Source organism: Ligilactobacillus acidipiscis, from assembly GCF_900116935.1.
In the GTDB taxonomy this organism is placed as follows: Bacteria; Bacillota; Bacilli; order Lactobacillales; family Lactobacillaceae; genus Ligilactobacillus; species Ligilactobacillus acidipiscis.
On sequence record NZ_LT630287.1, the window covers coordinates 212,154 to 226,374 of the forward strand.

The following is a 14,221-nucleotide window of genomic DNA, read 5'->3' on the forward strand; positions in this document are numbered from 1 at the left end:
AGGAATTTAAGAGTGACTAAATTATTGATGTTTAATTCTTTGGATGATGAAGTTGACGTGATCAAGAACTGGCAGGCAAGTCATCCTGATATTGTGATCGATACTAACAAAGAAACGCTCACACCCGAGACTGTGGATCTGGTCAAGGGTTATGATGGTCTTTTGATCCAACAAGATAATTTGATCGATGATCCAAAAGTCTACCAAAAGTTGCATTCATTTGGGATCAAGCAAATTTCTTTACGTACTACAGGCTATGAGACGATCGATTTGAAGGAAGCAGCTGCTAATGATCTGACCATCACTAATGTTCCTGCATATTCACCGCGTTCTGTTTCAGAGTTAGTCTTAGCTCATACTATGTGGTTATTACGACATTTAAATGTTGCTGCTCAGCGTGAAAGTCATAATGATTTTACCTGGGATAATCTGCAAGCACATGAGATCCATGAGTTAACGGTCGGAATTATTGGTGCTGGTAAAATAGGCAGCGAAGTCGCTCGTGTCTTTAAAGCCCTAGGTGCTAATATCATTGCTTCAGATCCGATTCATCGTCCAGAATTAAACAGTGTGCTTACTTACGTGGATCAACAAACCGTTTTTGAACAAGCTGATATTGTCACAATGCATACACCACTGTTATCCTCCACATATCATATGGTTGATGAGGCTGCATTTAAAGCGATGAAGCCATCCGCAATATTTATCAATGCTTCACGTGGTGCGGTGGCTGATACGCCCGCTTTATTGGCAGCTTTAAAAAATAAGGATATTGCGGCAGCCGGGATCGATACGATCGAAAATGAAGCGAATATTTTTAGCAAAGACTTTTCGCATAAAGACCAGCCTAATAGCTGGCTCAACGAACTGTTATCACTGGATAACGCAACAGTTAGCCCACATATTGGCTTTTATACAGATATTGCTGTAAAAAATATGGTTGAAATTTCGTTAGAAGACGCGCTGAGGATCATCGCTGGCAAGCATGGTCAACACGAGATAGGGTTACCGGAAAAATAAAAAAGCTAGGAATAAACCTTGAGAGTGTCTCATAGTCATTTGACGTGAAAATCAAATGATCGTGGGACACTTTCTTTTGGTATTCCTAGCTTTTGTGATGTCAGTCAATTCAAGTTATGGTACATATTTTAGTTGTATGCTGCGTCTTGCTTGCTCACGTTATCGTTTCAAGATCCTTCTCAAATTTATCTAGCTGATTTAGCCCAGTCCGACATCCAGTGCCATCATTAAAGCAAAACCACAAAGCAATGCCAGTGTAGCAAGGTCGTTATTTCCATTGGTCTGTGACTCTGGGATCAATTCTTCTACACAGACGAAGATCATCGCACCGGCTGCGAATGATAAGGCATATGGTAAGATGATCGTAACTTGGGTTACAAGCCAAGCACCTAATGTTGCTCCGACGATCTCGACTAAAGCGCTAGCCTGGCCCAGATTAAAAGCGTGGGCTTTGCTGGACCCACCTGATCTGATCGGCATTGATAAAGCAGATCCTTCTGGGAGGTTTTGAATCCCGATCCCTAAGGCCAAGATCAAGGCACTTTGTAGAGTAGCAGAGCTTAATCCCATTCCCCCAGCACCAAACGCAACTCCGACAGATAAACCTTCGGGAAAATTATGAATTGTAATTGCAAGAAACAATAAGGTCGTTGGAGAAAGTGAGGTTTTAGGCCCTTCAACTCCTTCTTTGCTAGCGAAGTCCATATTGGGGACCACCGCATCAATGATCCGTAAAAAACCGCCACCAAACAAGAAACCAACAACTGCCGGAACGAAGGACCAGTTACCGTAACCGCCAGCTTTAGCGTAGTCGATCGATGGTGCTAGCAGTGACCAGAAACTGGCCGCGATCATGATACCGGCGGCGAAACCGTTCATGATATCTAGCAACTTACGGTTCACATCATTGAATAAGAATACAATCGCCGAACCCACCGCTGTACATCCCCAGGTGAAAATACCAGCAAGAGTCGCTTGGATAATAGGATTTGCTTCGGCAAACCAAGTTAGCATAAAACCGCCTCCCAAAAAGTTCGTTATTTGAAAACAATTCCAACTCCAATATAACAAATAATTAAGACGAGAGTCCAATATTCTTTGACAGATTTAATAAAAAGATTAGGCAAAGCAAAAAGAGCATTGACTGCTAGCTTAGACTAAATGCTAGGTCAATACCACTTAATTTTAAGCAAAAAAAAAGAGAAGCCAGATCTGTTTTCCAAATGCATTTCGCACCAACAGTTCTGCTTCTCGCGGGTTTGGCACCCATGGGTGGTCAGGGGCTCGAACCCTGGACCCACGGATTAAGAGTCCGTTGCTCTACCAACTGAGCTAACCGCCCGAATCATATAAAATGACCATCTACCATTATGCCAAGTTTATCTCAGAAAAACAAGTCTTTTTTTAAATACTTTTTATTCTGCAGGTTTGAGTGCCCAGTCTTTTAGTTTGAACTCTGTTCCATCCTTAGATTCAAAAATAGTGACACTCGAAGTTGCAACCAGACCATCTTTACGGATATCTCTTAAGTCAGTTCCATTCAGTGATTTGAGTAAAGTGGTCAATAATAAACCGTGACTGGCAATTAAGACGTTCTTTTTACCTGAGGCTGACTTAATGATCTGCTCTAAAGCCCGATAGCCGCGGCGTTGCAAATCATGATAGCTTTCAGCATGGAGCGAGTGGCCATCGAAAAGGTCAGGCTTATGGAAGTAATTCTCGATCTGTGGTGCGCCGTTTAATTGTGTGATGGAGACGCCATCCCAGTCGCCCAGATCCATTTCTGTTAAAGCTGGCAATATTTTGATTGCCGGTTGGGCTTGTTTATTTTCCTTGAGTACAAGTTGCGCGGTTTCGTAAGCCCTTTTTAAAGGAGATGAAAAACAGGCATCAAAATGAACTTCTTGTAAGTAATGGCCTAATTTTTGAGCCTCTGCTTGACCGAAGCCAGTTAAGACTGGATCGACGCCGCCTCCGTTAAAGGTATGATTCTGGTTATTAATGGTGGTACCATGACGAACAAAGTAAAAGTACATGCTAAATTACTTCCTTTTATGAAAGAGTTAAATTTACTTTTTATTATAACATTAGCTGTTTGTTTTAAATCAGCGGGATAGCATAGTATAATACTGGTATTTAAGACGGAGGATGAGTATGGCAGAAAAGAAACTTCAGATCCGCGAATTAACGAGCGGAGATGATCTGGCTATTAAGAATATAATTCAAAGTGTTTTGCGGGAATACCATGATGATTTGCCCGGTACGGCATATTATGACCCTGAATTAGGCGCGCTCTCTAAATTCTACGCAGCGAGACCGCACAGAAAATATTGGGTAGTGACTGTGGCGGGAAAAGTTGTAGGCGGTTGTGGTTTGGCGGAATTTGATGATTTGGGAACTGCTGAAATTCAAAAGTTGTATTTGCTGCCAGAGACTCGCGGGTTAGGAGCAGGTAAGAGATTATTGGGTTTATGTGAAGAATATGGGCGTGAATTTGGTTATAGTTCTTTATATATTGAGACTTTATCCAATATGAAGGAAGCTTTAGGTTTGTATGAACATCTGGGCTTTCCTAGACTGGCCAGCTCAAAAGACAAAACCTTGCATAATACTTGTGATGTTTGGCTGGAAAAGAAGCTCTGAAGTGTATTCTAAACAAAGTAAATGTGAACATTGAACATATTGCAAGAAGGGATCGAGACCAATGCTAGAGATAGGTTCAACAACGGACAGCGAATTTGTAAATGTGCTGCTCACAAGTTATGTTTCTTTACTGGAAAACAATAAGCAGGAAACTTTTAGCTTTAATATCATTGACGATAATCTGACGGATGATGATAAACGGCGGATAAACTTATTACGGCAGAGCTACCGCAATTGTGCGCAAATTAATTTTTTGGGTACTGATTTTGCGGAACTTTATCACGGAGCGAATGTTAGGTCGCCGCGTTCGCTGATCAAGGAAAACACTTATTACAGGTTTGAATTTCCACAGTTGATCTCTTGTTCACGGTTGTTATATCTGGATTGCGATATGATCTGTCGAGGTGAGATCAGCGCCCTTTTTAAGGCGGAACTGCATGATAATATCATTGGCGCAGTAGAGTCTCAGATGTATGTTGACCGACTTGAGCTTTTGGGAGTCAAACATCAACGCCCCCAATATTTTAATGCGGGATTATTGTTGATCGATACGAAGAAGTGGAAAGACCATGACATTACTGCTAAGGCACGTCAATATATGAAGGAACATGCTGATATTATTGATTTCCAGGATCAAGATACTTTAAACGCTGTTTTAGCTGATCGCTGGGAGCAGCTTGATCCGAAATACGACCTGCAGTCGCCTTTGATGCGATATGAGAAACAAAGCGCTGATCCCTGGCAACGAAAGGCGGCTGCTCACGCTTTACAAGACCCGGTGCTGATCCACTATACCGGTTTTGGCAAACCGTGGGTCACAAAAGGTGAATATGTAAGCCCTTGGCGCTCTGAATACTATAAATATCAACAGCTCATGTTTGAAAAAATTGGACATTAAAAAAATAGGAAGGAGTGCGGGTCACGATCATATCTCGCCCAAATTGCGCAAAGGCGCTGAATATCGTAAAAATTAATTGCCCTGTGGGGGTATTGTCGATTGTTCCCATGTTTAAAATGTAATATCTTGATCGAATAGGCTTTGAATAATCTCTTTGTTTATTTTTTTAGTTGCTGTTTATGTTTCTAAGTTCTGACGCGCTGTTATTTGCCTATATTATAAGGTATAAAAACAAGGGGCTGGGACAAAACAAAAAACCCAGTCTTAAAAATAAAAATTGCGACATAATGTCAGATGTAAAATCCCGTTATGCCGCCATCTTTATTTTGGCTACAATCTAACTTTCTAAGTGTTATTAGTTTTGTCCCAGCCCCTTAAAATAAACTAAAACGTTAGATTAGAAAAGTTTACTGTTTTATTTTATTAGAGACTAAACTTTTTTGCATAATTAAGTCTCTTTGCGGATCGTCGCCGGGGTGAAAAACATGCTCTCTAATTTGTTCAAATCTCAATTTATTATAAAATTTCAAAGCTGCAATACTATTTTTCCAAACACCTAATCAAATGATATTTTTTTGTTGTGATTTGGCTAAATCCAAAGCTTTTTGGAATAATTGTGTACTAATTTCCTGATGTTTATATTCTTTTTTCACATAAATTCGTTTAACTTCAAGCGCATTTTGTGTCATATTGTTTTTCCTTTATTACTCCGCACATCTAAGCCCTGAATCGCATTATCATACGTCCACTGCTTAACTTTTGTCATGTCATTAGTGCGGTAATAATCAGCGATTAACTCGTTCCATTTATCCCACTTATCTAAGGGCACATTGATTAGCCCAGCACCACCGTCAATCATAATTTTATTAGCGCTTAAAGTCGCTGTCCTTTTATTGCCGTCCCAAAAGATTTGTTGGCTCATATTATGATACATAACGGTCAAGGCCTTATCAGTCGTGGTTGTCTGTGAATCAGCCAACGTTTTTTGTAAAAATTCTTCGCTCCCTAAATTGATCCCACCTTGTCCCTGCCGTAAGTCGCCAGGAACCAAGGCGTCTTCGGCAGCCACTACTTTATTGATTTGCTTTTCCATTGCCAACGTTAAAGGTTCATTTTGAGTCGTTACATACTGCCAACCTCGCTTTAAATTAACAATTGTCAAAACATCTTCCACTGGCACACCTGCAACGCTCATGCCGTCCATGATAGTCTGCGTTTGTGACAAGGTCGTATTGACCCCCTCAAAACGGGCGTTGGTATGCACTAACTTAGTAAAGTTTGACCGTGCAAAACGCCGATTTTCTGCGGGCGTGAAATTATATAAATCAAAATATTGTTGTAAGTCTGCCATTAAAATTTACTTTCTTCCTATTTTAAAAAGCTGATTAGAATGATTTATTAGGGTTTTTACGTAAGGATGCATATACTTTTTTAACAAAGAAATATAAAATTGGCGTCAAAACTGCCGTGGAAATCGAGTTAACGACAGTTGCCGGAAGACTGACAAAGGATGCGACTAGGGCCGCTTTTAAAAATGAACCTGCCATCAGTGCTTCAACGATCGAAACACAATAAGTTGTGAAAATTTTGGTGATTCCGGCGATTACAGCGATGATAATGATATTACGCTTGCTGTCGGTGTATTTCAGGGCTTTATACACGGCGGTTATAACTAATGCGACTACGACCACTTCCAGCATAGTAAGCCAGGAAGTAGCAGCGTAGCCGTTCAAAATATCAAAGCCGCCCAACCCGATTATGCCAGCCAGCATGCCGTTGCGAAAACCCAAAAAGAGAATTGCAACAGCTGTTAGGGTATTGCCGAAGTGAATGAAAGGACGGCCAACAAGTGCAGGGATCGGAATGCGTAAGACCCAGATCCCGATATAAATAATGGCAGCAAACAGACCAGTTAATATAATTGCACGTAATGAATTTTTGTTATCTTCTATCATTTGTTTCTCCTTGTGCTAATTGTTTTAAAAATTTTGGTAATGCAGAATTATAATTTAAGCCGACTCGCGGATCACTTTGAGATTCTTCTTGGCGTGCTCTGATTGCCATATGCAGCAGTTCCAGTGCTATATCACAGGAGAGCTGGATCGAATGACCTGAAATTACAGCCGCAAACAGTGCCGCTGCGAAAATATCTCCTGTCCCAAAATAACTCGCGGGAAATCTAGTCTGTGTTTTGACCCAGATCTCACCAGTTGGTTTCTGGCAGCCCACAACAGCAATTTGGTCGTTTGCAAGTGGGACCCCGGTGATCAAAATAAATGGGATCCCAAAACGTTCCTGCAGCTGTTTGACCGCGATGGAAGCCTCTTTGATCCCGCCGTTTAATAACTGCGGTTGGTCAAGTAAGAAAGCGGCTTCTGTCAGATTGGGAGTTAAGATTTTGGCTCGTTGTATCAACTCTTTCATGGCATTAACATATTCTTGATCGAAACCGTGGTAAAGGTGACCATTGTCACCCATTACAGGGTCGATCAAGACCAGCGTCTTTGGAGTGGTCAGTGTTGAAAGGCTCTTTTGCAGTTCCTTAAGGGGTTTAAGGCCCAAATAACCTAGATAAACGCCGTCAAAGTTGAGTTTCAACTTTTGCCAGTGTGTTATGATACGCGCCATTTCTAGACTAAGGTCTAAATATGTATTCTCAGCGAAGCCGCCGGTATGTGTGGAGAGCAGAGCAGTTGGTAAAGTGCTGACGTTTGCCCCACTGGCACTTATTAATGGTAGGGCAGTCTGAAGTGAGACTTGGCCAAAGCAAGAAAGATCTTGGCTCACTAAAACTTGTGATCGCAAAAATTTAACCTCCTTATCAGATATTTGTTTTACCATTGAGTATAGCACCTTTTACTATAAAAAGAGAAAAAAGTGCTGGTCAACAGGGAAATTGATGTGAACGCTATTTCTAATATTTGGAATAATGCAATGACTGGTTTATAATAAAATGGAGTGACGGTTAAAAATGACGTTATTTAGTAACGTTGTGACCGTTTAGACCTGTAAGTATTCGAGAATAATAAACGACTGGTGAAAAAGCTCACCAAGGAGGACTTATAATATGAAGAAAATTTTAGTGGTGGATGACGAAAAACCGATCTCTGATATCATTAAATTTAATTTAAATAAAGAAGGCTATGATGTTTATGTAGCCTACGATGGTGAAGATGCCATCAAACAAGTTGAGGAAGTTGACCCAGACTTGATCATCTTGGACTTGATGTTACCGAAGATCGATGGCTTAGAGGTCGCGCGTGAGATCCGCAAAACGCACGAAATGCCGATCATCATGGTTACCGCTAAAGATACAGAGATCGATAAGGTTTTAGGCCTTGAAATGGGTGCTGATGATTATGTGACCAAGCCGTTTTCTAACCGTGAGTTAGTGGCACGGGTCAAGGCTAATCTGCGTCGTCAAAATTCGGTTGCACAAGCAGCCCAAAATGAAGAAAAAGAAGAAAATAGTGATATAGTGATCGGTGATCTTACCATTCATCCAGAATCATACACGGTATCACGGCATGGTGAAAAGATCGAGTTGACTCATCGTGAATTTGAATTACTGAATTATTTGGCCAAGCATATGGGACAAGTTATGACCCGGGAACATTTATTGCAAACTGTTTGGGGCTACGATTATTTTGGCGATGTCCGAACGGTCGATGTAACAATGCGTCGTTTGCGTGAAAAGGTTGAGGATAATCCGAGTCGGCCTGTTTGGTTAGTTACTCGTCGTGGTGTAGGCTACTATTTGCGTAATCCAGAAACCGATTAAATAGAGAATAAAGCAAGCCGGTCAGTCATTGACTGGGTGAAGCATAGACAAATGTTGAGCGCTGGCAGTAGAGATACAGCCGGCGTTTTGTATTTTGTCATTCAGCAGATAATTCGAGGAGAAGAAGTTGAAAAAAAGACTACGTATTTTTCGATCTATTCATTTTAAAATTGCCTTAGTATTCGTGTTATTGCTGCTGCTGGCGTTTCAGATCGTTGGGGCAGTATTTGTACAACGACTTAAAAGTGAAAACTTAAAGGCATTTAAGCAAAGAGTCGAATTGACGCCTTACGTGGATAATTCGTTGATCACGAGTTTGAGTATGGCCGATGCAAATAAAAGTGACCGTCAGATCAATTCGACTTTAACAGGTATCAACAATCAAAATATTTCCGATGTGCAAGTGGTTGATGTCAAGGGAAATATCCGAGGTGAAACCAGCGCCAATGGGCATGCTATCGTTGGACAAAAAACAACAGATAGCCGAATCAAACGCGTTTTGTACTCAGGACGTTCGTTTAGTGAAACAACTTTGAATCGTGCCGATAATAAACACTATTATATTTCGATCACACCCTTATTCAGTTCGGGCGGAAATAACAACACCTTGGTCGGTGCGGTATATTTGCGGGCAGACCTGGAATCAGTTTATGATTCGATCGATGGAGTCACTTTGATTTTTGCGACAGCTGCGGTGGTTGCCATTTTTATCGGGGTGGGTTTAGCAATTTTAATTTCACGTGCCATTACACGACCAATAGATGAAATGAAGAAACAAACTGCTAAAATTGCTGATGGAAATTATTCAGGCCATGTGCACGTTTATGGTGATGATGAACTTGGGGAACTCGCTCAAGCTGTCAATAATTTGTCGGTTCGTGTGGAAGAGTCAAGAGAACAGTCTGAATCAGAACGAAGACGGCTGGATTCAGTCTTAACGCATATGTCCGATGGTGTTTTAGCAACGGATCGGCGGGGTAACATTACCATCATTAATGATATGGCGGCCGAATTTTTGAATGTTGATTCTGTTGATCAAGTCAAGGGGCTCTCGATTTTAGACGTGCTGGATATTCGCGAAGATTATACATTAAGAGACCTTTTAGAAAATCAGGATACCATTTATTTGGACATGTCGGCTCAAGGACGTGACCAGGTTTTGAATGCTTATTTTTCTTTGATTCAGCGTGAATCCGGTTTTATTTCAGGATTGGTCTGTGTTTTGCATGACATCACAGAGCAGCAGAAAATCGATCATGACCGGAAACAGTTTGTTTCTAACGTTTCGCATGAGTTAAGGACTCCTTTGACCAGCTTGCGTTCATATATTGAAGCTTTAAACGATGGCGCCTGGAAAGATCCAGAAGTTGCTCCGTCGTTTTTGAAAGTTACGCAAGATGAAACTGACCGGATGATCCGCATGATCAATGATCTTTTGAGTTTATCCAGGATGGATTCAGGCACAGCTAAACTTGAGTTAGAATTAGTTAATTTAAATGAATTGTTTACTTATATTCTTGACCGGTTTGACATGATGATCAAAAACGAAACAGGTGAAGGACATGAGAAACGTCCTAAGAACTACTCTATTAAACGTGAGTTTACTCAACGTGATCTGTGGGTCGAAATAGACCCGGATAAGTTTATTCAGGTGATCGATAACATTATGAACAATGCGATCAAGTACTCTCCTGACGGTGGTGTGATCACTTGTCGTTTGGTTGAGACCCATGACCATGTCCTATTAAGTATTTCCGATCAAGGACTGGGGATTCCGAAGAAAGATCTTGGACGGATCTTTGACCGGTTCTTCCGTGTTGACAAAGCACGTTCCAGAGCTCAAGGTGGCACAGGCTTAGGCTTGGCTATTTCTCGTGAAGTGATAGAGATGCATAACGGACGGATCTGGGTCGAATCACTTGAAGGAAAGGGCTCGACCCTCTATATTACCTTGCCATATGAAGAATACGGAGAGGAGGATCTATGGAATGAAGATCAAGGATAACATTTTACACTATGTTTTAGCCTTTGCAGTTGTTTTAAGTGTATGTTTGACCTCAATTTTATGGGTCAATCCAACGTATTTACAGAACTCTACTAGAAATGATCAAAATACCGAAGATAAAAAGGCAACGAGCGATGATGCTTCAAAGACAAGGAGTGCTGATATTTATCAACCGACTAGTGTTGTGTATAATGAAAATGGGCACAGCTTTCGGCAAACAAGTTCGAAACTTGATTTAATTAATGACATCAGAGAAGATCTGAAAACATGGGATATTCAATCTATTAGTCGAGTTAAAAAGATGTCGACTCAAAATTACGAGGAACTTTTAAAACGCAATCACACGGTCCTCATGGGCTTTTCGGGAGATGTCACAGCGACACAGTTGAAAGAATTGTTTAAGAATTCTCCTAAGGGTTTTGCCAGAGAGAGATTTAACAGGATCGCGATTCAGTTAACAGCACACCCGCGGATCTATTTGTTAAATGATAATAATCATCGGGGAACGCGGGTGATGTTAAAAAAGGGTAAATTTACTAATTTACGAAAAATGGTCTCTTCGGAAAATGTCGAGCAAGTACCGATCGAGCTCAAACGAATGAACGACAAATATGTCAGTTTTTATTCAACCAAAGTCAGGGTTCAGCAATACAGCTATTTGGCAAATAAGGATAATGCCAGTACCTTTGTAACTCGGCTACTTGGAACAAGCAACTCTTCAGTCAATTCTCGCAAAGAAGATAAGGAAACAGTTTATTTTGACAACTCTGGTCAGCGAATGACTGTGGCAAATGATACGGGTGAAGTTAGTTATTTGAACTATTCCCATAACACACCTAAAAATTCTTCGTTGTCCAATGATCTTACGGATGCGTTTAAACATTTGCAAGAAACAGGACGTTTATTGGATGATGTCCGTTATGATGAGTATGATGTGAATGATCATCAAGTGACTTATCGGACTTATATCAACGCTTTTCCAATTTTAACTGATAGTAACTATGGTGCCTATCATATTAAATTAGCTGGTACAGGAGGGGAACGAACTGATTTTTCCCTGTATTCTTTACAGATCCCGGTACCTGCTAAGAATAATTCGGTAGAGTTGCCTCCTACGCAGGAAGCAGTTGACAAATTATTGCAAAGAGGTATCCCACAGCAAAAAATCAAGAGTATCCGCATTGGTTACCAAGCTGAAGTAAATGGTTCCTCAAAACAAGTTATTGATTTGATCCCAACTTATTTCGTTCTTTATAACGGCAGCTGGGTGGATTATCAGGACATTTTAGATGGAAAAGTATCTTAACGGAAAGGCGGGAAAGATTTGAATTTTAGAAGAATCGAATGGATCTTTTTAATTGCTTTTATCGCCTTGGATATTTTTTTGATCGGTGCTTATTACAATCAAAGCGGTGTTGAAACAGAAAAAGATGCTGGCAGTGCACGAACGACAACGTCAGTTTTGCGTAGTTTGAAAGATGACCAGATCACTTATCCTTCAAAACTTTCTAATAAAGAAAACGATGGTTATTACATTGCAAGTCCTGATGATGATTATTTAGCAACTAAGATCGATCAGTTGGGTAAAAACAAGGCTGAATACTCCAAACGTGATAAAAAGTTGAGCGTTAATTTGGATAAAAGGGTCAAGGTAAAGAATAATGACCAGCCTGAAAAAACTATCAATAAAATCGTTGCCGATGAGTCTATGGTAGCAGAGGGAGACGAGTACCATTACGACCCGAACTTTTCCAGCAAAAATGAGGTCGTGTATACACAAATGATTTATGGTAAGCGAGTTTCCTCTGAAAGAGGGATGTTAAGGTTCAATATTTCTAAGGGATATGTAACGGGCTATTCGCAGACATATCTTTCAGATATTGAGATCTTACGTGAAAAGAAAAATACGATCAGTCAAAGACGAGCACTCGTTTGGTTATATCAGTATAATAAATTACCGGCAAATTCAACGGTTAGATGGGGAAATTTGGGCTACACTAAGTTGCTAAGCGTCAATGGCAGCACAGTCTATATTCCAACTTGGAACTTCTCTGTTAAGACTGGCGGGACTACTGTTTATAGAAGGATCAATGCTTTTAACGGTGCTGTTATGGATTAGTGAAACAGACGGGATAATAAATTAAAAAAAGAGCACTAGTGAATTTTGACATCATTTTGCGTTAAACAATATGATGCGGAGCCTAGCTAGTGCTTTTAGTTTGACGTAAATTTAAAGAGAGGTCTGTTCAAGTGGAGATGTGACGCAAAGTAAGGCGAAGTAAGTTACACAAGTGAAAATGTGACGCAAAGTAAGGCGAAGTAAGTCACACAAGTGAGGATGTGACGCAAAGTAGGGCAAAGTAAGTCACACAAACTAACGAGCAGATAGAATTCTAACGAAGCAGTAGATAATAAAAGAACTTTAGATTTAAAATAAATAGGCAAACACAAAAAACGGAGGACAAGAAATTAAAATTTGCACTCCGTTTGTTATAGGCGTTAATGTTATGTTATTTTCCTAAATAACCGATCCACATTGCAAAAACTAAGATCACTAGCACTAAAGTGGTGATCCAAACGTAAAGTTTATCTTTTTCCTTAGCAAAAGCATAAATCGAAACGACGACTCGCAACACGGGCGTTAGGATCAACAAGAATAATCCGAGCATCATTATGGCGAATGGTTTAAAGGCAGCTACTCCTTGGAAAATGGCAGAAAAAGTAGTTGGGAAGCTTCCAGCTGGATAACCAGTTTTTCCAGTGATTAAGGCTAAGCCTAAACCAAGTATGATCACCACTGCTGAAGTGATAACGCCGATCCGTAATACATGACCGATCACTAACTCGATCTCAGTCATTTCCTGATGCCGTTTTTTTTCTTCATCTGTCATCCAAAACTCACCCCGAATCCTTTAAGAAACATCTGCAATCCAATCAGAAATAGTACTGGGATAAAGATCTTGCGCAAAAGTTTAGCTTGTAAATGCTGCATGATCCTTGAACCGATGGTCGCTCCGACTAAGATGCCGATTGCTAAAGGAGCTGCTATCTCAGGCTTGATAGATCCGTTGAAGAAATAGACCGTTGCACTAGCAGCAGCTGTGACACCCATCATCAAGTTACTAGTCGCGCTGGAAGGCTTGAGCGGCATTTTCATGATCGTATCCATGGCGATCACTTTAAATGCTCCACTGCCGACACCTAAGAGCCCACTGGCCAATCCTGCGCCAAACATCATCGTAAATCCACCAGGAACGTTAGAAACTTTGTAATCTACCTGTTTTTGGTTAGCCTGATCATAATAGGTACTGTTTAGTTCAAGTTTTTCGGAAAGTTCATCTGGAGTTGTGTTTTCAACTTCTTCTTTACTAGCACGAAGTTTATGTAACATGTTCCATGAAGAAAATATGAGCAGCATGCCAAACAAAACATAGAGTACTTTAGCTGGTAAAACCCCGGTCAAAATTGCCCCCAAGATCGCTCCAACCGTTGTCGCGATTTCAAGGAACATGGCCACACGCAGATTTAGCATGTCATCCTTGAGGTAAGCGATCGAAGCACCAGAGCTAGTAGCGATAACTGAAATTACACTGGCACCGATCGCGTATTTGATATCTAAGCCTAAAGCGATGGTCATGATCGGTGTAACGATCATTCCGCCGCCGATTCCAAAAATTGCTCCAAAGATGCCGGCAAACAGCCCAACTCCGGCTAAAATCAGAATTGAATTGATCAAATCATTTCTTCCTTTCAAATATTACTATATCAAATATGTTGCTATCTTATGATAGTCCCATTATACATGAAACACTAGGTTGAACAATGACTTTATGTTCTGCAAAATTTGTGTAAGTTGATTCAGAGCTTAAATTTG

The 14,221-nt window shown here is 40.6% G+C and carries 15 protein-coding genes, 1 tRNA gene and 1 pseudogene; 7 read left to right on the plus strand and 10 right to left on the minus strand.

All coding sequences use genetic code 11. From position 1 onward, the window contains the following. Positions 1-12: 12 nt before the first annotated feature. The gene (locus tag BQ5903_RS00985; protein WP_010495284.1) at positions 13-1,020 is read left to right on the plus strand and encodes a D-2-hydroxyacid dehydrogenase; all 1,008 of its coding nucleotides are present in this window, start codon (positions 13-15) and stop codon (positions 1,018-1,020) included. Positions 1,021-1,218: 198 nt separating this feature from the next. Here BQ5903_RS00985 and BQ5903_RS00990 read toward each other — a convergent pair whose 3' ends face one another. The 3 genes from BQ5903_RS00990 to BQ5903_RS01000 form a co-directional block, all read right to left on the minus strand. Next, entirely contained in the window at positions 1,219-2,034 is an 816-nt protein-coding gene (locus BQ5903_RS00990; protein WP_010495282.1) for a ZIP family metal transporter, read from the minus strand. Between the two features lie 255 nt (positions 2,035-2,289). Continuing rightward, a tRNA-Lys gene (locus BQ5903_RS00995) sits at positions 2,290-2,362 on the minus strand. 73 nt (positions 2,363-2,435) lie between these two features. Continuing rightward, positions 2,436-3,056: a histidine phosphatase family protein gene (locus BQ5903_RS01000; protein ID WP_010495275.1), complete on the minus strand. Its 621-nt coding sequence runs from the start codon at positions 3,054-3,056 to the stop codon at positions 2,436-2,438. A gap of 118 nt (positions 3,057-3,174) precedes the next feature. On the opposite strand from BQ5903_RS01000, the gene BQ5903_RS01005 reads away from it, so the two are divergent. Next, positions 3,175-3,663 carry a GNAT family N-acetyltransferase gene (locus BQ5903_RS01005; RefSeq protein ID WP_010495273.1) on the plus strand — a complete coding sequence of 163 codons (489 nt, stop codon included), beginning with the start codon at positions 3,175-3,177 and terminating at the stop codon, positions 3,661-3,663. A 61-nt stretch (positions 3,664-3,724) separates the two neighbouring features. Continuing rightward, on the plus strand, positions 3,725-4,561 hold the full coding sequence (locus BQ5903_RS01010) for a glycosyltransferase family 8 protein (protein WP_010495271.1): 837 nt from the start codon (positions 3,725-3,727) through the stop codon (positions 4,559-4,561). A 13-nt stretch (positions 4,562-4,574) separates the two neighbouring features. Here the strand turns inward: BQ5903_RS01010 and BQ5903_RS12115 are convergent. From BQ5903_RS12115 to BQ5903_RS01030, 5 genes and pseudogenes are all read right to left on the minus strand, one after another. Then, a pseudogene (locus BQ5903_RS12115) lies at positions 4,575-4,679 on the minus strand (recombinase family protein); the annotation flags it as partial. Positions 4,680-5,121: 442 nt separating this feature from the next. Next, on the minus strand, positions 5,122-5,250 hold the full coding sequence (locus BQ5903_RS01015) for a GNAT family N-acetyltransferase (protein ID WP_010495269.1): 129 nt from the start codon (positions 5,248-5,250) through the stop codon (positions 5,122-5,124). Further along, positions 5,247-5,912 (minus strand): hypothetical protein, encoded by a 666-nt coding sequence (locus tag BQ5903_RS01020; protein WP_010495267.1) that lies wholly within the window; start codon positions 5,910-5,912, stop codon positions 5,247-5,249. Before BQ5903_RS01020 ends, BQ5903_RS01015 begins: the two co-directional genes overlap by 4 nt. 34 nt (positions 5,913-5,946) lie before the next feature. After that, positions 5,947-6,516, minus strand: coding sequence for an ECF transporter S component (locus BQ5903_RS01025; protein WP_056971616.1), 570 nt, complete (start codon positions 6,514-6,516; stop codon positions 5,947-5,949). Further along, positions 6,503-7,366, minus strand: a complete 864-nt coding sequence (locus tag BQ5903_RS01030; protein WP_010495264.1) for a pyridoxamine kinase — start codon at positions 7,364-7,366, stop codon at positions 6,503-6,505. The genes BQ5903_RS01025 and BQ5903_RS01030 overlap by 14 nt, the downstream gene beginning before the upstream one ends. A 262-nt stretch (positions 7,367-7,628) precedes the next feature. Between BQ5903_RS01030 and yycF the strand changes: the two genes are divergently transcribed. The 4 genes from yycF (at position 7,629) to BQ5903_RS01050 (ending at position 12,466) form a co-directional block, all read left to right on the plus strand. Beyond that, positions 7,629-8,342, plus strand: a complete 714-nt coding sequence (gene yycF, locus BQ5903_RS01035) for a response regulator YycF (RefSeq protein ID WP_010495262.1) — start codon at positions 7,629-7,631, stop codon at positions 8,340-8,342. A 127-nt stretch (positions 8,343-8,469) separates the two neighbouring features. Continuing rightward, complete coding sequence (gene walK / locus BQ5903_RS01040) at positions 8,470-10,347, plus strand: cell wall metabolism sensor histidine kinase WalK (RefSeq protein WP_079578431.1); 1,878 nt, start codon at positions 8,470-8,472, stop codon at positions 10,345-10,347. Continuing rightward, positions 10,331-11,653 (plus strand): YycH family regulatory protein, encoded by a 1,323-nt coding sequence (locus BQ5903_RS01045; protein ID WP_079578433.1) that lies wholly within the window; start codon positions 10,331-10,333, stop codon positions 11,651-11,653. The genes walK and BQ5903_RS01045 overlap by 17 nt, the downstream gene beginning before the upstream one ends. 18 nt (positions 11,654-11,671) lie before the next feature. Continuing rightward, positions 11,672-12,466, plus strand: a complete 795-nt coding sequence (locus BQ5903_RS01050; RefSeq protein ID WP_010495257.1) for a two-component system regulatory protein YycI — start codon at positions 11,672-11,674, stop codon at positions 12,464-12,466. A 391-nt stretch (positions 12,467-12,857) separates the two neighbouring features. On the opposite strand, the gene BQ5903_RS01055 is transcribed toward BQ5903_RS01050, so the two are convergent. Both BQ5903_RS01055 and BQ5903_RS01060 read right to left on the minus strand, forming a co-directional pair. Beyond that, entirely contained in the window at positions 12,858-13,238 is a 381-nt protein-coding gene (locus BQ5903_RS01055) for a DUF1634 domain-containing protein (RefSeq protein WP_056972566.1), read from the minus strand. Next, entirely contained in the window at positions 13,235-14,083 is an 849-nt protein-coding gene (locus tag BQ5903_RS01060) for a sulfite exporter TauE/SafE family protein (protein ID WP_079578435.1), read from the minus strand. The genes BQ5903_RS01055 and BQ5903_RS01060 overlap by 4 nt, the downstream gene beginning before the upstream one ends. Between the last annotated feature and the right edge of the window lie 138 nt (positions 14,084-14,221).